Origin of the sequence: Acidocella sp., from assembly GCF_013044125.1 — a bacterium.
GTDB lineage: Bacteria > Pseudomonadota > Alphaproteobacteria > Acetobacterales > Acetobacteraceae > Acidocella.
This window is the reverse complement of sequence record NZ_JABEVC010000086.1, coordinates 1-16,637: the sequence shown is the minus strand read 5'-3', so window position 1 is coordinate 16,637 and position 16,637 is coordinate 1. Positions and strand designations below refer to the sequence as shown.

Below are 16,637 nucleotides of genomic sequence, written 5' to 3'. Positions count from 1 at the left end.
GGTAACGGGCGCGGCGCCAGCGGGCCGGCGGTGGGGATTGCGGCGTCTGGTTACGGCGGTGGTGGCGGTGGCGGCGGAACTTCCACGGGGGGCAGCCCGGTTGGCTATGTGGGTGGCGCGGGGGCACCGGGCCTTGTGATGGTTGAATATTAGGGGGAATGCTGATGAGTACACCGGCCAACCATATATGGCGCCCATCGAACGCGCGGTATGTACAAATTGACGGCTTTGTTCCTGTGCCGCGCGGGCCGCAGATTCCACCGCCCGTGGCGCTGGCCTGGCCGGTGAAAGACCCCGGCGACACGTTGGATTATGTGTTTGACGTGGCCCCTGCGCTGACTGCCAATCCGGGAGATGTGATCAGCATGCTTGATGTGCAGATAAGCCCGGCTAATCCGGGGGATTTGACGCTTGTTTCGGCCGCGGCAGACGGGCCGCGCGCGGTATTGTGGCTAACGTCCGGTCAGGCGTTGACGACCTACACGGTGACCGTGACGATTACGACCAGCGGTGGGCGCGCGCTTGCACGCAGTATTGCGCTGCCGGTTGTCTCATTGGCCAGCGTGCCGGCGCCGGTGAACGCGCTGACCACACCTTCGGGCCAGGCCTTGACGGACCCGGCCGGCACCCCTCTGACAACTCTTTAAGGTTTTCCGATATGCCGACAATTGGACAATTGCCTCCCGCGACGTCTGTCTCCGATACTGATGAGCTTGCGATTTTCCAGAACGGGCAGACGCTGTCAGCCACGCGGGCGCAGTTGCTTGCGGGTGTGCAGACCGCGCTGACATTGCCGCAGAACAGCTTGCTGGGCGGCGTTGGGCCTGGAACGGCGGTGCCTGTGCCGATTACGATCGGCGCCAATCTGGCGCTGGCGGGAACGACTTTGTCCGCCGCAGCGTCGCCTTTTGAGATTCCCGCGTTGGCCTCTGGTTTGCCGCCGGGGGCAGGGGATGTGGTGCCGCTTGGCCAGGCGGGGACGAATGTGGGGGTTTCCTACGCAAATTTTATGGGTGCCATGGGCGGCGTGCCGGGTTTGCCCGGCGGCGCACTGGTGGCCATGGCGAGTGGTGCCACCACGGTTCGTACGATTGCCGCATTGGCTGCCAATGCGGTTGCAATTGAGGATTTTGGCGCCAAGGGGGATGGCGTGACCGATGACAGCGCGGCTCTGCTCGCGGCCGTTGCCAGCGGCGCGCCGGTGCGCCTGGGGGCGAAGACATATGCGATTGCGGGCGAGTGCGATATTACGGGCGCGGCCTGCACGTTGCTTGGCGTGCCGGGACTAACAATCGTGACGCGCCCGGCGCAGTCAAAGCTTGGTTCGTCAGCGGCGGCGGCCTGGATGAATATCGCGACGGCGGCGTTGTACATTGATGGGATCATTTTTGATGCCAACGCGGCGTTGACCACCAATACATTCTCGGTTCTTGTGCAGCCGGGTTGTGTAAAATCAATCGTCACGCGTTGCGTTTTCAAAAATGCGAAGGGTCAGGGCAATGGTTCGGGGTTATGCTATCTGGCGAGCGATCCGGCGATTACCCAGCATCATATCAGCGATTGCGAGTTCGCCGCGAACGCGGTGCATGGGCTCTACATTCAGGCAGTGGATGCGCTGAGTGTCACCAATTGCCGTGGCCATGATAATGGCGGCAATGGCATTCATGTTGATAGTCAGGATCCATCATTTACCTTAAAAATTCGCGGTGTGCAGATCCTGGGGAATACGTGCTGGAACAATACATGCGGGATCACGGTTGGAAATTTCAATGCCACCAACATACCCGTTGTGCCGTTCACCTACGGAAATTCGAATCCGGATGTTCTGGGCGCGGTGGTATCGGGTAATAATTGTTATGCGAACAGGGGGTACGGCATTTTCATGTCGGGCCGCAATATTCTGATTGCAGGAAATTTATGCGCCAATAACAGCTCGATTACAGGCGGTGGTGCCGGAATTTTGTGTGATACCGGCTACTGTAAGATCACGGGTAATATGGTGACCGGTGCTTCCAGTTTTGGGATTGATTGTGGCGGGGCGATCTATACCGAAGTTGACAGCAACTATATCAATGGCGCGTTGAACGGTTTGAATATCGGCGGCGGGCAGAATTGCACGGCGCGCAGCAACTTCATTCAGGACTGCACGGGGAGTTCGATTTCTGTTCAGAATGTTGAGAGCAACGGCAATGGAGATAATTTCGGGCTGGCGTGTACGGGGCTTTCGATCATTGGAAACTGGATCAATTACAGTGGCGGTGCCATTGGCATATTAATCCGCGATGGCGCGCAGAACACGTTGGTGGCGGATAATATAATCGTGGGTGACGCCGGCGCTAATTTGACGAATGCGCTCTCTGCCTACACAGATTCGTTGACCCTGCGCGGAAACCTGCTGAACTTCACCCCGCGTTGGCCGGTTAACCCCGCGCTGGTGGGCGGCGTGTATACGCTTACTGTGCCGGACATTGTGGATGCGGTGAGTATTTCGCAATCCTCTCAGCCGGTTGGCGGAATCCTCACCGCGCAGGCCGGTTTGGCGGCGGGGCAGGTGACGTTTATCAAAATGCTGGATACGGGGGTCGGTTACACCACGGCGACGGTGACGATCAACGGAACGGGCACGGGTGCTGCGGCGTTTCCGTGGATTTCCAACGGCCGGATCATTGGTGTTCAGATGACCAGCTTTGGATCGGGGTATGGTCCGGGAACGACGGTAAGCATTACGGGAAATGGCGGTGGCGCGACGGCCGCCGCGCAGGTTGGCCTGCCGGTTTTGCAGAACAGGGAACTCGCGATCGACTGTCTGGCGCCGGTGACTTTTGCCGCCGCCGGGGCGGTGCCGGCGCAAAGCAACTGGACGGGGGCGCCGATCAGCATTCCCGCCGGTGCGAGCATTGACTGGGTTGGCAATAATGGCGGCTGGCGGGCGGCCAGGTTTTCGCAAAGCGACTATGTTTCACCCAGTGGCGATGGCAGTCTGACGCTCAAGACGCAGGCCGGGGATATTTCGTTGCATCCGGCTGGTGCGGGCGGGGTGCGGATTATCTCGGACACTGAAGTCACCGGCGCCCTTGAACTCATCGGCCGTGGTTCACCACAGAATTCCGTTTCCGCGCCGGCGGGCTCCACATTCCGCAACCTCAACGGCGGTGTTGGCAGCACGTTCTGGGTAAGCCAGGCGGCGGGGGCGGCCAACTGGGTTGCTGTTGCTTGAGGTTTGTTTCCGTTTCGCCAGCGCATTCTGTGCTTAAAATGAAAGTTTGTGTGCAATGACAACGATTGCCCAATTGCCGCCGGTTACCTCTGCCGGGGCTGGCGACCTGCTGCCGCTTTCGCAAGCGGGGCTGCTTTATTCAGTGAGCGTGGCGCAGTTGACGGCCAATGCGCAGCCCGTGATCAACGTGCCGGCGGGTGTTCTGCTGGGCCGTTACAGCATTGGCGCCGGAGGGCCGGAGAGCATCACGGTGGGTGCCGGCCTTGCGATGAGCGCCGGGACGCTGGCGGCCACCGGGGCGGATCATGCCGGGTTTCCCGTGCAGGGTGTGATGTCGCTGTCAGATGAAATTGTGATTAGCGCGGGCGGCGCGCCGGGTTTGCTGCCGGTGACGGCGTTGCGCGGGCTTTTTTCGGCGGGCGCGGGGGTTGCCATTGATGGTAACGGCGTTATCACCGTCACCGCAGCCTATCTCACCGGCCCGGCTGGTCCACAGGGGCCAAGCGGCCCGGCTGGCCCGGCGGGGCCTGCTGGCGCTGTGGGACCGGCTGGGCCTGGGCTTGGCGGGCCTGTGGCGGGCAATTCCGTGAGTTCTGTCGGCACCTCGGATTATGTGGCGCTATGGCAAAATGGCACGCTGGCATGGATGCCTTATGGCCAGTTCCTCGGCGGGCAGACCATTGACCAGCTCCCCGCGGCGGGTCCTGCTGCCGATAGCGATGAGCTGCTGGTGGCGCAGGGTAGCAACATGCTCAGTACGCAGAGCTTTGGCGCGATCTGGACCTATGTGCAGACCAAGCTGCCCGTTGTGCAACGGGGTATTGTGGAGCTTACGAGCAACACGGTGCTGGATGCGGCGCGGCATAACAATCGCATTCTGATCGCCAGCGCTCCGATTACGCTGTCGGCGAATTTTGCCGGACTGGGGCCAGGTTTTTCCTGTACTCTTATCAATCTGGCGCCAGGGGCCGTTACCATGGGCGCCGGCATTGCCGCTGGTTCGGGGGTGACAATTTTGCCGCCCGGTGCGGCAACGGAGTTGCTTGGCCTCAGCTATTCGGGGGGATCGCTGGTCTGGTGGAGCGGTGTGGTGCCCAATGGGCCAACCCTGACCGTCGGCTCGATTTCAGCGCCCGCGCCGGACACGGCCTTTGTCATTGCCGGGGGGGTGTTCAACGATGCGCCGCTGGCGCTTGATTATTCCATCGATGGTGGTTCCACCTGGATCGTGGCGCCGAGTCCAGTGATTACCGCGAATGCCTATAGCTTCACCGCCGTGGGGCTTAGCCCAGGGGCCTATGCGATCCGGGTGCGCGACCATGGGAATGCCGCAGTTGTTGGTGTGTCCAACAGTTTTGTGGTGGTTGCGCCGGGCATTGCGATGATGGCACCGCCGGGCACGGCGGTGGCGGGCGCGATCATCGCGCTTTCCGGCACGGTTTCCCCGGCAAACGCCGCGGTGCAGGTTGGGTTTTCCGCGAGTGCCACGGCAGCGCCGGGTGCGTGGGTGAATGCCGTGGTCAGCAATGGCGGCTGGACGGCGAATCTGCTGCTCAACGTTGCAGGGACATATTACATCTGGGCGCGGAACGCCGCGGCCGGGCTCAACGCGGTTTCGGCCGCTGTCACGGTTAGCTGAAGCATGACAATGCTGTTCAATTATCCCGGTTCGCTGCTGGCGGCCGGGCTGGGGCGGCGCGCGCTGGCGCGTTCGCTTCCCGCCGGCAGCAAACCGCCTGCGGGCGTGTTCACCGGCCTATATCCGGCCGCGATCAGCGGTATTTCCGGCTGGTGGGATGCGGGGCTGCTGGGCGGCCTGCGGGATGTTACCGGCGCACCGGTGACCCTCAGCAATGCGCCGGTTGGCGTTGTTGTTGATCAATCAGGTAACGGGAACGGCCTCACGCCGTTTCAGGCCGGTGTTGGCGAGCCGCCCGCCGCCACCATCGCGGTGCCGCGCATTAACGGGTATCTGGGCGCAGTTGGCGCGCCGGATATCGGGATTTTTAACAATGGCCCGGTGCTTGATGCTGATTGGGGCTTGCTGCATCCGGGGTTGGAGCTGGGCGCCGGGGCGGCGTGGACATGCTATCTGGTCTGGACCCGGCCAAACTGGCGCCAGGGGGCGCTAGACCTTAACAGCGCGCCGATCGCGTTGATTCATACGCTTTTTAGCACTGGCGTGACCATTCTGCAGGCGGACAGCAGCGGCGGCGCAAACCTTACACTGTTTCCCGGCACCGCGAGCCAGACCGTGCTTTCCGCCATGCTGGCGCGCCGGCACAGCCATGCGATCATTCTGCGCAATACGCCGGGTGTTGGAGTGGATGCGTGGCTCGACGGCGCGCAGGTTGCCTCCGGCATTGCGAACCCGCTGCCCGCAAGCGCCAGCGCGCCGGTGCTGCTATTGCATGACGCCAGTGTGCAAGGCTCGGCGCAGTGCTGGTTCCATGAAGCCGCAACCTGGGAGCGTGCGCTCAGTGCGACGGAGATCAGCACGTTGATCAGCGCGCAGGGACGATGGGTTCTGGGCGCGCGCCGGGGCGTTAATCTCTTGCTCATGGGTCAATCCAACGCGGCTTGGTTCATGAATGCCGGAGGCTCGCTTGCCCTGGCGCGGGGCGTTGCCTGGTATCTCGGCGCGGCGGCTTATGCCTTTACCGCGGAAATATCGGGGACGTATGTTGCCCCCAACCGTTATTCGGTGATCCCGGGTCACCCGGTCTCCAACTCTTCGCCGCCGTTGTTTCCACCGGGAAGCGGTGCGGGCACGTTCCTTACCAATCCGGACGACGGGTCTGACCCCTCGACCTGGAGCGGCGGGCCGGATTTCGCCGCGCTGAGCGCCTATTTGACGGGCGGCACCGCCATTGTTGCCGGCGTTGATGAGGCCGATATCGCGTTCCTAGTCTGGCCATGGTCGGAGCAGGACAGCACCATGCCTTACGCCAACAAGGCGCTCTACAAGGCCTCGGTGCTGCGGCTGCTGGCGCTCACCCGCGGCCTGCTTGGGCGCACCGCCGCCAATCTGCCGCTGCTGGCGTGGAACGCCGTTCCTTGCGAGACCAACGACGGCGTGCAGATGGTGCGTGAGTCCATTGCCGATTTGGCGGCGGTGAGCGCCAACAACATCGTTGTCTTTGCCGCGCAGACCGCCGATTCCAACCCGCTGGATGCCGCCTATGACCCCACCACGGGGTTGTTTACGGGGGGAAATCCGCAATACCGCGACGAGCCGGATCTGCTGCGTTACGGGCGCATCGGCGCGCACGCGGCCGGACATGCGGCCATGGCGCAAGGGCTTGGCGACACGATCCAGCCCGCCGCGCTCCCTTTAAGCGGGTTGCCGGTAAAAGGCGGGCCGCAGATCACGCATGTTTACAGGGCTTCGAACACGGAGCTGGTTCTCACCATCGCTCATGATTCAGGGAACGACTTGATCGTGCCGCTGCAGGCGGCGAACGGCGCCGGTTTTGCGGTGATGGATGGCGGCAGCGTTGCCACGCCGGGCGTTATCATCACCGCGGTTGCGGCGGCGCGGATCGATGCCACGCATGTGTCCGTGACACTGGCGGCCGCTCTCACCAATATTTCGTCCAGCGTGCTGTTTTTCTACCCGTATGGAAGCATGCAGATCGGCCGTGGCGATGCCGTGACCGATAATGCGGCGAGCCTGCCGCCGCCGCAGAACTGGAATATCGGCAACGACCTCGGCGCCGCATGGAACCTTAATCTTCCCCTGCAGGCTACGGCCTATCCCATCACCCTGTCTGACACACCTGCCTGAGGAACACTCATGGATACAGATTCTGTCGCTGTTTTACGTCTGGATATCGCGGGCTTGCGTAATGATGTGAACGGTATCCGCCAGGATATCGGCGTTCTGGAGGCGAAGGCGGATTCATTGGAAGCCTGGCGTATCCGTTACCTGGCGCAGGAGGATCAGGTCATCGGCAAGCTGTTCAATAAGGTTGATGAGCTGGTCATGGGCTTGAGTGACATGCGGGCTGATATTGCGCGTATCCGTGGCGAGCGTGACGCCGAGCGCCGCATGAGCGTTGCCATCATCAGCCTGTTGTCGGCCGCTTGCGGCGGGCTGATTGCGAGTCTGCTGCATGGATAATTTCGCGCGCTGCCTGGCTTTTACGCTGGGGTCCGAAGGTGGCTTCACCAATAATCCGGCCGACCCCGGCAACTGGACCGGCGGCCATGTTGGTGCTGGCGAGCTGCGGGGGACGAATTTTGGCATCAGCGCGGCCGCTTATCCGCAGCTCGACATCGCCAATCTGACCGCGGCGGTGGCGGGGGATATCTACCGCCGGGATTACTGGGCGCCGTTGCAGGGCGATGCGCTGCCCCTGCCCGTGGCGCTCACGGCCTTTGATGCCGCGGTGAACGCGGGGCTTCGCCGCTCGGTCCTCTGGCTGCAACAGGCCGCCGGCGTGCCGGCTGATGGCGTGCTGGGAGCGCAAACGCTGGCGGCCATAAAAGCAGCGAACGCCCTGGCCCTGGCGCGTGAGGCGCTCACCCGCCGGATGGATTTTTACGCCAGCCTGCCCGGCTGGACGAGTTTCGGGCTTGGCTGGTCGCGGCGCGTGATCGCGCTGGCGGGCGAAATCTCAGTCTGAAGAACGGCGCTTGCTCAACCCGTACGGCGCGGATCGCCGTTTTTTTGTGGAGATGATGATGAACGAAACAATCCTGGCGAAGGTCGAGGGTGACCTGAATATTGCCGCCCATATCGGCGCGGCCCTGGGCGGCCCGGTTGGCGTAATCGCCGATGCCGGTTTGCAGGCCGGCGAGGCTGTTGTGAATTCGGTGGTGGCCAGCGAGGCCGCGCATGCCACAGCACTCCAGGCCGCCACGGCGGCGGCGGCTTCGCTGGCGTCCGCCGCTGCTCCCGTGGTCGCGGCCCTGCCCGCGGCCGATGCCGCAAAAGCCCAGGCTGGGCTTAGCCTGCTGCAGACCGTGCTGGCTGACCTCAAGTCGATTTTCTCGCTGTAATCAGGTGGCGGCCCGGAGCAATCCGGGCCTTCTCCCTTAAGGCTCCCCGGCTGGCGTGCAAGCGCGCGCTATTCGTGCAGCTCTTTTATCAGCTCTTCGGCTTCCTCGCGGTCCAGCCGCAGGGCGCGGCGGCTCACTTCCTGGCTGAAGCCGCCGCGCGCCATCGCCGCCATGATCTTTTCCTCCGGCGCCTCGCCGAAAGGCCCCGCCCGCCGCCGCCGCAAATAAGCACAGGCCGCCGCCAGCTCGCGCCGCGGGTCTTCAGCCAATACCGGCCGGGCTACCCCTTTTGCCGCCAGATGCGCCAACGCCGCGCGGCGGGATTTGCCCTGCCGGGTCAGCCGTTTGGCGCGCGAGGCGGCGAAGGCGGCGTCATTGAGCACGCCCGCCTCCCGCAGCCTGACAATCACCCCTGGAATCGCCGCTCTGGCCCGCCGCACCTCGGCCGCCACCTCTTCGGCATCAGCATCCTCCCCCGCATACAGCCTGCCCCAGCGCTCCAGTTTGCGGGCCAGCACCTGCGCCAGCCCGGCTTCGGTGGCGGCAAAGCGCGCCAGATGGTTCAGCGCCGCCTCGTATAATTTTGCCGCATCCGGGGGTTTGCTCGCCATGCCGCTGAGTTTTGCGCCAATACCGTGGCCTGACAAGCGGGGCGGCGCTGCCTTTTCCACCCTTGTCACGCTCCTTCGCACCCTCTATAGGCCGCGCTTCACCGTAAAACGTGATGCGAGCGCGCTTGGGCCATAGGCATGCCCGGCCGCCGCCCCGATGTTCGGGAGCCCTGCTCACCCAGGGATATGCGATAGGAGACCAAAATGCCGAAGTTAAAGACCAAGTCATCGGTCAAAAAGCGCTTCAAGATCACCGCCACCGGCAAGGTTCTCGCCGGCCCCGGCAAGAAGCGCCATAACCTGATGGCCCGCAGCCAGAAATCCAAACGTTCCAACCGTGGCAGCCAGACCCTCACCCACGCTGACGGCATCACCGTTAAGCAGTGGGCGCCGTACGGCATCGCATAAGGGAGAGGCAAAAACATGGCACGTGTAAAACGGGGCGTTACCACCCACGCCCGTCACAAAAAAGTTCTTGAGCAGTCGAAGGGCTTTGTCGGCCGCTCGTCCACCAACTACCGCATCGCGCTGGAACGCCTGGAGAAGGCGCTGCGCTATGCCTATCGCGACCGCCGGGTCAAAAAGCGCGAGTTCCGCTCGCTCTGGATCCAGCGCATCAACGCCGCCGTGCGCGAGCATGGCCTGACCTACAGCCAGTTCATCTTCGGCCTCAAGCAGGCTGGTTTGGAGCTGGACCGTAAGGTTCTGGCCGCCATCGCGTTTGACGATGCCGCCGCATTCGCGGAAATCGTCCAGGCCGTTAAGGCCGTCGGCGCCGCGGAATAATCTTCCGCTCTTGCCTCATACCCGGCTGGAGCACATGTTCCAGCCGGACATGAAAAATCTACCCCCCCTTCCGGACTCCCTGGCGGACACCGCCGCCTTCCTCACGCCGCACGAACGTGAAGAGCTTTGGCGCGCCGCCATCATCATGGCGGACTCGCGCGGCCTCCTCATGCGGGTCACCTCCCTGTTCGGCCGCCGTATCGAAGCTCTGCGCGCCCGCCTCGCCCAAGCCGGCGGCCATTTTGGCGGCGAAGCCTGGGTGGACATCACACAGCACGCGCAGGACAGCGTCGAGGAAACGCTCTGGCGCAGCTATAACCTCGCCACATTCGGCCTGACCAGCACAGCCCGGCCGCGCCGCCCCCATGGCAACCGCGTTCACCGCCTAGCCACAGCCGCCTCCGGCGCAGCCTCCGGTTTCATCGGCCTGCCCGGCGTGTTGTTTGATATTCCCTTCACCACCACCGCCATCCTGCGTTCCATCGCCCAGGTTGCCCGGGATTCGGGCGAAGACCTCGCCACGGAAGACACCCGCCGCGCCTGCCTGGAGGTTTTGGCCTTTGGCGGCCCTGGCGCCGCCGATGACGAGTCGGAAACCGGCTACTGGGCCGCCCGCCTAGGCCTCAGCCATTTATCCCTCAACCTGTTGATAAAATCCGCCGCCGGCCGCTTTGGCGTTGTGCTGTCCGAAAAGCTTCTCGCCCAGGCGGTGCCTGTCGCCGGCGCCATCACGGGCAGCGCCCTCAACTATGGCTTCACCCGCTATTACCAGAACATGGCGCAGGTGCAGTTTTGCCTGCGCGCGCTGGACCGCCGCACCGGCGAGCCCGCCGCCGTTCACCAAGCCTTCACCGCTATGCTGCGCGAAGCGCGGGCGCGCCACCGCATCAACCGCCGGGCCACCCCGGCGCAGGATGCGGTTTTTTTGCCGCGCTAAACCTTCGCCGCCAGGAGAGATTTCAGCTCAACCGCCGGGTCAGCCAGCGCCGCCGGGTCCACAATGGTCTTTTCCGTAACCAGCCGCTTCGCTGCGTTGAACTCGGGGATTGAATTCACGCAATCCGCCGCGATCATCCGCCCGTCCTTCAGGTAGAAGCAGACAAACCCTTCCGGCGTGCGCGCCGGACGGATCACCACCCGGTCATGCCCATGGCTCAATCCCACTGACTGTAGCTTCAGATTATATTGGTCCGACCAGAACCACGGCACCGCCGCATAGGCCTTCGGCTGCCCGTTCAGCGCCGAGGCCGCGACCCGCGCCTGCTCCACCGCGTTGGGAACCGATTCAAGGCGCACGCGCTGGCCGCCCAGAAAAGGCAGCGGATGCTCCGTGCAGTCGCCGATGGCCAGAATATCTGGGTCCGAGGTCTGGGTGAACTCATCCACCACAATGCCGTTGCCCATCGCCAGCCCGGCATCCCGCGCTAGTTCGATATTCGGCACCAGCCCGACGGCCACCAGCACCAGGTCGGCGGGCAGCACCGTGCCATCCGCGCAGCGCACCGCGCCGGCATGGCCGGGCTTGCCGGGCGCGGGGTCGAACCCCTCAACCCCGGTGGAGAGGCGCAGCTTCACCCCGGCGGCGCGGTGCGCGGCCTCGTAGAAGGCCGAAAGCTCCGGCCCGGCCACGCGCGCCAGCACGCGCGGCGCAAATTCCACGATTTCCACATCCAGCCCGTGCTTCACGGCAACCGCCGCCACTTCCAGCCCGATATAACCGCCGCCGACGATCACGAGCTTCGCACCGGCGGTAAACCCCGGCCGCAGCGCGTCCACATCGGCGATTGTGCGCATGTAATGCAGCCCCTGCAACTCGGAGCCGGGGATGCTAAGCCGCCGTGGCCGCCCGCCGGTGGCGAGCACCAGCTTGCCGTAGCCAAACGCCTCGCCATTGCCCAGACGCAGGCTATGCGTGGTGCGGTCGATTGATTCCACGACGGTGGAGGGATGCCAGTCGATCCCGGCCTTTGCGTAGCTCTCCGGCGAGCGGATCAGCAATTGTTCAACCGTCATGTCTCCCGCGAGAAAGGCCTTGGAGAGCGGCGGGCGCTGGTAGGGCAGGTAGGGTTCCGCGCCGAGCAGCGCGATGGTGCCGGTAAACCCGCCTTGGCGCAGGCGGGAAGAAATTTCGCCGCCGGCATGGCTGGCGCCGACGATAACGACATCCGCGTGTCTATCACTCATGGTAGAATGTCACCTCCGGTTTTTCCGTTCCGTAACCGCTGCCGGGCCGTAAAACAAGGCAGCGCCCGGGCCTTCACGATTCATGCCCCGGGGCCATATCATATCCGTGCAACGCGGCTCTCACCGCCGCAGCCCGGTCATGGAGTGAAAGCATTGAAATTTTTACAATCCGCCAAAGCGTTTGTGCAAGCGGCGGGCCTTGTGTTCGGCCTGCGCGGCGGCACGGAAGAACCGGCCTATCGACCCATCGCGGCGCTGGGCGAGGTGCAGATCCGCCGCTACGCGCCGCGCCTCGCCGCCAGCGTGAGCGTTGAAGGCGATGAAATCGCGGCCCGTTCGGCAGGCTTCCGCCGCCTTGCCGGGTATATTTTCGGCGCCAACACCACAAGCGCATCGCTAAGCATGACCGCACCTGTCGCCCAGGCGCCTGTCACCATCGCGATGACCGCACCTATCGCCCAGGCCCAGGCCGCCGATGGCGTCTGGTTCATCAGCTTCTACATGCCTTCCGGCTACACGCTGGTAACATTGCCCCGCCCGCTCGACCCGCAAGTCCATCTGCATGAGGTGGCTGAGACCACCGAGGCGGTTTACCGCTTCTCCGGCCGGCCCAGAGCGGCGGCGGTGGCTCGCGCGCGCGCCATTTTGGCCAGGCAACTCGCCGGTTCTGCCTGGGTGGCGGCAGGTGAGCCGGTGGCCCAGTTTTACAACCCGCCGTGGACACTCCCCTGGCTGCGCCGCAACGAGGTCAGCGTCGTGGTCACGCCGAAACCCTGACCTACCGCCCGCGCGGCACCTCTATCTCCCCCTCCCGAGCCTTTGGCGGCACCGGCCGCTGCCCGCCCTGCGCCCGCCAGCGCTGCATCTTCCACACATAGGCCAGCACCTCGGCGGTGGCCCGGTACAGCGCCACCGGCACCGGCTCACCCGGCTCCACATGGCGATACACCGCGCGCGCCAGCGGCGGCGCCTCCACCACCGGAATCCCAAACCCCCGCCCCCGGCTGATAATTTCCGCCGCCAACAGCCCCACGCCCTTGGCCAGCAACAGCGGCGCACGGTCCACCCCCCGGCGGTAGCGTATGGCCACGGCATAATGCGTCGGGTTCACCACGATCACCGAGGCTTCCGGGATTTTCTGCATCTGCCTTGCCCGCGCCAGCTTGCGCGCCAGCATCCGCTGCCGCCCGCGCACCTCCGGGTTGCCCGCCGAGTCCTTCATCTCCTCGCGGATTTCATTGTCCGACATCCGCAGCTTCTGCCGGTGCAGCCAATATTGCAGCCCCATATCCCCCGCCGCCAACACGGTGATCACGGCGCAGATCGCCATGATCACCTGCAGGCAGAGCGCCACCACCGGCCCGGCGCTGGGGTGGGGGCTGGCCGCCAGCGCCGCCAGCGCCGGTTCGCGCGCCAGGATCATCTGCGTGCCCACCCCGCCGATGACGATGAACTTCAACAAGGCCTTGAAGGTCTCGCTTGTGCCGGATTTGGAGAACAACTGTCCCAACCCGTGCGCCGGCATCAGCTTGGAGAGATCGGGCTTGAGCAATCCCAGGCTGAACACCCAGCCGCCGGAAAACAGGCTGGCCACCACGGCCACCCCCGCGATTAGCACCAGCAGTGGCCCGATCTGCGCCCCCATCGTCAGGCTCCAGCCCGCCGCCGCTTCCGGCCGCGCCGTTCCCGCCGCCGTCAGCCAGGCCGCCACATCGTCCTGCAACCGCGCGCCGATCCCCGCGGCCGCCCCCAGCGCCAGCATGGTCACAATCACCACAACCGCCGCCTTCGGCAAATCCGTCGAGCGCGCGACATCCCCCCGCTCCGCCGCCTGTTGCAGCCGCCGTTCGGTTGGGCCGTGCTGCTTTTCGCCGCTGCCCTCAGCCATGGCGGCCGAGCATACCGTTCAGCACGCCGGTGCCCACCCGCAGCAGCTGTTCCATGTCATGGCCGAGATACAACACCGCCCCCGAGAACACCCACAACCCGGCCAGAATCAGCAGGGGGAAGCCAATGGTCAGCAGGTTCATCTGCGGCGCGAACACCGAGGTCAGTCCCACGGTCAGGTTCACGCATAACGATACGGCCAGCACCGGCATCGCCAGGACCACGGCGGAGCTCAAGAGTGTGCCCCCCAACGCCGCCAGCGCGCTCCAGCTGCCGCTGCCGCCAACCCCCACGCCATGCTGAAACGAATGCGCCAGCGCCGCGAACAGCCATAGCGGCCCGCCCGCCGCCATATAACCCAGCATCCCGGCCCAGAGCATGATATCGTAGAGTACCGGCGTCATCCCCGGGGACTCCCGGAACTGCAACTCCGCAAAGCTCAGCCCCATTGCCAGGCCGGCAATCTCGCCCGCGCCCGCCACGGCGGAAACCACGATCTGCATGACCATGCCGAGCATCGCGCCGAAGGCGATCTGGATCAGCCCGGTATAAATCGCGCTCAGCGGATCGCCAGGGAAGGGGGGCAATCCCGGCAACCAGAGCGCCATCGCCGCTGCCATCGCCGCCGCCAGTGCCGCCTTCACCATGCCGGGGATCAGCGGCGAGCCATAAACCGGCGCGGTGAGCAGCAGCCCTGTGATCCGCAGAAACGGCCACAAAAAATGGCCCAGCCAGAGCATCACCTGCGCTTCGCTCAGGACCATGTCTGATGCACCAGCCCCGGCGCATGGGTGATGAGCGTCATGGCGAAATGCTCGAACACGCCCAACGCGCCAAATCCACCAAACAGCCCGATCGCGATCATCGCGAATATCTTCGGCAACAGGCTGAAGGTCGTATCCTCGATCTGGAACGCTGATTGAAAAATCGCCGTCACCAGGCCGATCGCCAGCAACACCATGACAATCGGCGTCACCGCATCCAGTTCCACCGTCAGCGCCAGATGCAGCAGTTGCAGATAAAGCGGCATTACGGCGGCAGCACGAAACTGTTCGCCAGCGTGCCCAGCACCAGCACCCAGCCATGAATCGAGACGAACATCAGCAGCTTCAACGGCAGTGAGATCAGCGTCGGCGAAACCATGATCATGCCAAGCGACATCAACACCGAGGCCACCGCCAGATCAATCAGCACAAAGGGCACATAAATCAGAAAACTGATCTGGAACGCCGTCTCCAGCTCCGATGTCGCGAACGCCGGCACCAAGACCGTCATCGGCACATCCTTCGGTGCTGCATAATGCCCGCCGCTCAAATCCACGAACAAATGCAGCGGCGCCTTGCGTGTCTGCGCCAGCATGAAATCCTGCTCAGGCCCCTTCGCCGCCGCCAGCGCCTGATTGAAGCTGATCTGCCCGGCCAGATACGGGTCAATCGCCAGCGTCTGCTCCTGTTGTATCACCCCGCGCATCACAAACACGGTCAGCGCCAATGCGAGCGCCGACAACACCATGTTCGGCGGCGTTGTCTGCAACCCCATCGCCTGGCGCATCACCGATAATACAATGATGATCCGAGTAAAACCGGTCATCAGCAGCAATATGCCCGGCAAGAAAGCCAAGCCGGTGATCACCAGCAGCGTCTGCACATCCAGCGAGTAGGAGGCGCCACCCCCGCTGCCCGTCACTTCTTTCATCAGCGTTAGCCCCGCGGGCATCGCCGCATGCGCCGGCGCGGCGGCCAGAATCAGGGCCAGGGCCAGGGCGAACAACCCTCTATTCATGCCCGTCAATCCGGCCAATGGTCGAGATCCCCCCGCGGCTGACGCCGAGCAGAAACCTGTGCCCCTCCACCTCGGCGATCACCAGCGTATTCTGCCCGCCAAGACCGCGCACGGCGGCAATATGAATGGGCGACTGCCCCACCGCCCGCCGCCCCCATGCCGTGCCGCGCAACCGGCGCAACAGAAACGTGGCGCCCAGCAGCACGCCAAAAAGCACGCTGATCGAAAGCAGCGACGATGCCACGAGCTGAATGCCAGGACTTTCCAACGCCCTAGTCCTGCACGACAAGATTAGTGATATACGCGGCAGTGAACGGCTTCGCGGGCTTGAAATCCGTATTTTTTTCGAGCACCTGATTTGAGATCGCCAGGCAGTTCGCCGCAAGTTTCGTCCGTGTTGCCGGGTCCTGCAGCGTTTTCTGCGTTTCATTCATCACCAGGTTGATGACATCCGCCTTGACGATCGGCAGCAGCGAGGTGAAAGCCGTCACCGCGTCAGGGTCAGTGGTCGCGAACTGAATTCCAAACTGCACATAAGCAGTCGCGGGCTGCCCCACATCGGCGGGGATGCTCACCACCACATTATCAAGCTCCGCGAACAGAAGCGGCTTGGGCGGCACAACCCGTTTCACGTCAGCCGTCTTGTTCTTCCCGTGGTGCAGAAAAACCACTGCCCCGCCAACCCCCCCGCTGAGCACCACGAGCGCGATGCCGCCGAAGATCAGAATTTTCTTGAGGTTCATGGAATCTCCCGCAAATATGCAAAATTAAACCGCTGTCAGCAGCGATTCGAACATCGTATGCGCGGCGCTGATCGCCTGCGCCGCTGCCTGATACGCCTGCTGGTAATTGGTCAGCGTCACCGCCTGCTGGTCCGTGCTCACGCCCGCCACCGTCTGCAAATTCGTCGTTGCGGTGGTCACCTGCCCGGCCGTCGCGGTGCTCAGTTGCTGCGCCGCCTGTGCATTGGCGCCGAGCGAGGTGCCAAACCCCACAACGGCCTGCTGCATTGTGCCTGATGCCGTGGTCCCGGCGGCGGTCCATTGCGCGGCCATGCGCGTGGCATTGCTGCCGCTGTTGCTGCCCCCTGGCGTCAGCGTGAGCGTATCGCCCGCTGCCGGCGTTCCGTTTATCGGCAATTGCCAATACTGCCCCGAAGCCGCCCC

Annotated in this window: 20 protein-coding genes; 11 read left to right on the top strand and 9 right to left on the bottom strand. The window is 63.9% G+C overall.

Going from position 1 to position 16,637, the window contains the following annotated elements; translation table 11 throughout:
* Window positions 1-164: 164 nt before the first annotated feature.
* From HKL97_RS05310 to HKL97_RS05280, 7 genes are read left to right on the top strand one after another with little or no spacing between them, the layout of a single operon-like run.
* Window positions 165-647 (top strand): hypothetical protein, encoded by a 483-nt coding sequence (locus HKL97_RS05310; RefSeq protein WP_291423172.1) that lies wholly within the window; start codon window positions 165-167, stop codon window positions 645-647.
* An 11-nt stretch (window positions 648-658) separates the two neighbouring features.
* Window positions 659-3,217: a right-handed parallel beta-helix repeat-containing protein gene (locus tag HKL97_RS05305; protein WP_291423170.1), complete on the top strand. Its 2,559-nt coding sequence runs from the start codon at window positions 659-661 to the stop codon at window positions 3,215-3,217.
* 55 nt (window positions 3,218-3,272) lie between these two features.
* Window positions 3,273-4,856, top strand: coding sequence for a collagen-like protein (locus HKL97_RS05300; protein WP_291423168.1), 1,584 nt, complete (start codon window positions 3,273-3,275; stop codon window positions 4,854-4,856).
* 3 nt (window positions 4,857-4,859) lie between these two features.
* Window positions 4,860-7,004: a hypothetical protein gene (locus tag HKL97_RS05295; protein ID WP_291423166.1), complete on the top strand. Its 2,145-nt coding sequence runs from the start codon at window positions 4,860-4,862 to the stop codon at window positions 7,002-7,004.
* Between the two features lie 9 nt (window positions 7,005-7,013).
* On the top strand, window positions 7,014-7,340 hold the full coding sequence (locus HKL97_RS05290) for a hypothetical protein (RefSeq protein ID WP_291423164.1): 327 nt from the start codon (window positions 7,014-7,016) through the stop codon (window positions 7,338-7,340).
* Window positions 7,333-7,845, top strand: a complete 513-nt coding sequence (locus HKL97_RS05285; protein WP_291423162.1) for a glycoside hydrolase family 108 protein — start codon at window positions 7,333-7,335, stop codon at window positions 7,843-7,845. The genes HKL97_RS05290 and HKL97_RS05285 overlap by 8 nt, the downstream gene beginning before the upstream one ends.
* Before the next feature lie 58 nt (window positions 7,846-7,903).
* Window positions 7,904-8,221, top strand: coding sequence for a hypothetical protein (locus HKL97_RS05280; protein WP_291423160.1), 318 nt, complete (start codon window positions 7,904-7,906; stop codon window positions 8,219-8,221).
* 68 nt (window positions 8,222-8,289) lie between these two features.
* On the opposite strand, the gene HKL97_RS05275 is transcribed toward HKL97_RS05280, so the two are convergent.
* Window positions 8,290-8,892, bottom strand: a complete 603-nt coding sequence (locus HKL97_RS05275) for a regulatory protein RecX (protein WP_291423158.1) — start codon at window positions 8,890-8,892, stop codon at window positions 8,290-8,292.
* Between the two features lie 144 nt (window positions 8,893-9,036).
* Here HKL97_RS05275 and rpmI point away from each other — a divergent pair, with 144 nt between their 5' ends.
* From rpmI to HKL97_RS05260, 3 genes are read left to right on the top strand one after another with little or no spacing between them, the layout of a single operon-like run.
* Window positions 9,037-9,240, top strand: coding sequence for a 50S ribosomal protein L35 (gene rpmI, locus HKL97_RS05270; protein ID WP_284258284.1), 204 nt, complete (start codon window positions 9,037-9,039; stop codon window positions 9,238-9,240).
* A gap of 15 nt (window positions 9,241-9,255) precedes the next feature.
* A complete protein-coding gene (gene rplT / locus HKL97_RS05265; protein WP_284258283.1) occupies window positions 9,256-9,618 on the top strand; it encodes a 50S ribosomal protein L20 in 363 nt (120 codons plus the stop codon).
* A 34-nt stretch (window positions 9,619-9,652) separates the two neighbouring features.
* Complete coding sequence (locus HKL97_RS05260) at window positions 9,653-10,555, top strand: EcsC family protein (RefSeq protein WP_291423155.1); 903 nt, start codon at window positions 9,653-9,655, stop codon at window positions 10,553-10,555.
* Here HKL97_RS05260 and HKL97_RS05255 read toward each other — a convergent pair.
* Window positions 10,552-11,802, bottom strand: coding sequence for an NAD(P)/FAD-dependent oxidoreductase (locus HKL97_RS05255; RefSeq protein WP_291423153.1), 1,251 nt, complete (start codon window positions 11,800-11,802; stop codon window positions 10,552-10,554). The two genes, HKL97_RS05260 and HKL97_RS05255, sit on opposite strands and share 4 nt — an antisense overlap.
* Window positions 11,803-11,955: 153 nt before the next feature.
* Between HKL97_RS05255 and HKL97_RS05250 the strand changes: the two genes are divergently transcribed.
* A complete protein-coding gene (locus HKL97_RS05250; RefSeq protein ID WP_291423151.1) occupies window positions 11,956-12,579 on the top strand; it encodes a heme-binding protein in 624 nt (207 codons plus the stop codon).
* 1 nt (window position 12,580) lies between these two features.
* Here HKL97_RS05250 and HKL97_RS05245 read toward each other — a convergent pair whose 3' ends face one another.
* The 7 genes from HKL97_RS05245 to HKL97_RS05215 form a co-directional block, all read right to left on the bottom strand.
* Window positions 12,581-13,690: a flagellar biosynthesis protein FlhB gene (locus HKL97_RS05245; RefSeq protein ID WP_291423149.1), complete on the bottom strand. Its 1,110-nt coding sequence runs from the start codon at window positions 13,688-13,690 to the stop codon at window positions 12,581-12,583.
* On the bottom strand, window positions 13,683-14,453 hold the full coding sequence (locus HKL97_RS05240) for a flagellar biosynthetic protein FliR (RefSeq protein ID WP_291423147.1): 771 nt from the start codon (window positions 14,451-14,453) through the stop codon (window positions 13,683-13,685). Before HKL97_RS05240 ends, HKL97_RS05245 begins: the two co-directional genes overlap by 8 nt.
* The gene (locus tag HKL97_RS05235; protein WP_291423145.1) at window positions 14,444-14,719 is read right to left on the bottom strand and encodes a flagellar biosynthetic protein FliQ; all 276 of its coding nucleotides are present in this window, start codon (window positions 14,717-14,719) and stop codon (window positions 14,444-14,446) included. Before HKL97_RS05235 ends, HKL97_RS05240 begins: the two co-directional genes overlap by 10 nt.
* Entirely contained in the window at window positions 14,719-15,471 is a 753-nt protein-coding gene (gene fliP / locus HKL97_RS05230; protein ID WP_291423143.1) for a flagellar type III secretion system pore protein FliP, read from the bottom strand. Before fliP ends, HKL97_RS05235 begins: the two co-directional genes overlap by 1 nt.
* Window positions 15,464-15,715, bottom strand: a complete 252-nt coding sequence (locus tag HKL97_RS05225; protein WP_291423141.1) for a flagellar biosynthetic protein FliO — start codon at window positions 15,713-15,715, stop codon at window positions 15,464-15,466. Before HKL97_RS05225 ends, fliP begins: the two co-directional genes overlap by 8 nt.
* A 28-nt stretch (window positions 15,716-15,743) precedes the next feature.
* A complete protein-coding gene (gene fliL / locus HKL97_RS05220) occupies window positions 15,744-16,214 on the bottom strand; it encodes a flagellar basal body-associated protein FliL (protein ID WP_291423139.1) in 471 nt (156 codons plus the stop codon).
* Between the two features lie 24 nt (window positions 16,215-16,238).
* A partial coding sequence (locus HKL97_RS05215) for a flagellar basal body rod C-terminal domain-containing protein (protein WP_291423136.1) occupies window positions 16,239-16,637 on the bottom strand: 399 nt, incomplete at its 5' end.

Coding starts and splice junctions, on each gene's coding strand:
- HKL97_RS05310 (WP_291423172.1), top strand. CDS start 165: ATGAGTACACCGGCCAACCATATATGGCGCCCATCGAACGCGCGGTAT.
- HKL97_RS05305 (WP_291423170.1), top strand. CDS start 659: ATGCCGACAATTGGACAATTGCCTCCCGCGACGTCTGTCTCCGATACT.
- HKL97_RS05300 (WP_291423168.1), top strand. CDS start 3,273: ATGACAACGATTGCCCAATTGCCGCCGGTTACCTCTGCCGGGGCTGGC.
- HKL97_RS05295 (WP_291423166.1), top strand. CDS start 4,860: ATGACAATGCTGTTCAATTATCCCGGTTCGCTGCTGGCGGCCGGGCTG.
- HKL97_RS05290 (WP_291423164.1), top strand. CDS start 7,014: ATGGATACAGATTCTGTCGCTGTTTTACGTCTGGATATCGCGGGCTTG.
- HKL97_RS05285 (WP_291423162.1), top strand. CDS start 7,333: ATGGATAATTTCGCGCGCTGCCTGGCTTTTACGCTGGGGTCCGAAGGT.
- HKL97_RS05280 (WP_291423160.1), top strand. CDS start 7,904: ATGAACGAAACAATCCTGGCGAAGGTCGAGGGTGACCTGAATATTGCC.
- rpmI (WP_284258284.1), top strand. CDS start 9,037: ATGCCGAAGTTAAAGACCAAGTCATCGGTCAAAAAGCGCTTCAAGATC.
- rplT (WP_284258283.1), top strand. CDS start 9,256: ATGGCACGTGTAAAACGGGGCGTTACCACCCACGCCCGTCACAAAAAA.
- HKL97_RS05260 (WP_291423155.1), top strand. CDS start 9,653: ATGTTCCAGCCGGACATGAAAAATCTACCCCCCCTTCCGGACTCCCTG.
- HKL97_RS05255 (WP_291423153.1), bottom strand. CDS start 11,802: ATGAGTGATAGACACGCGGATGTCGTTATCGTCGGCGCCAGCCATGCC.
- HKL97_RS05245 (WP_291423149.1), bottom strand. CDS start 13,690: ATGGCTGAGGGCAGCGGCGAAAAGCAGCACGGCCCAACCGAACGGCGG.
- HKL97_RS05240 (WP_291423147.1), bottom strand. CDS start 14,453: ATGGTCCTGAGCGAAGCGCAGGTGATGCTCTGGCTGGGCCATTTTTTG.
- HKL97_RS05235 (WP_291423145.1), bottom strand. CDS start 14,719: ATGCCGCTTTATCTGCAACTGCTGCATCTGGCGCTGACGGTGGAACTG.
- fliP (WP_291423143.1), bottom strand. CDS start 15,471: ATGAATAGAGGGTTGTTCGCCCTGGCCCTGGCCCTGATTCTGGCCGCC.
- fliL (WP_291423139.1), bottom strand. CDS start 16,214: ATGAACCTCAAGAAAATTCTGATCTTCGGCGGCATCGCGCTCGTGGTG.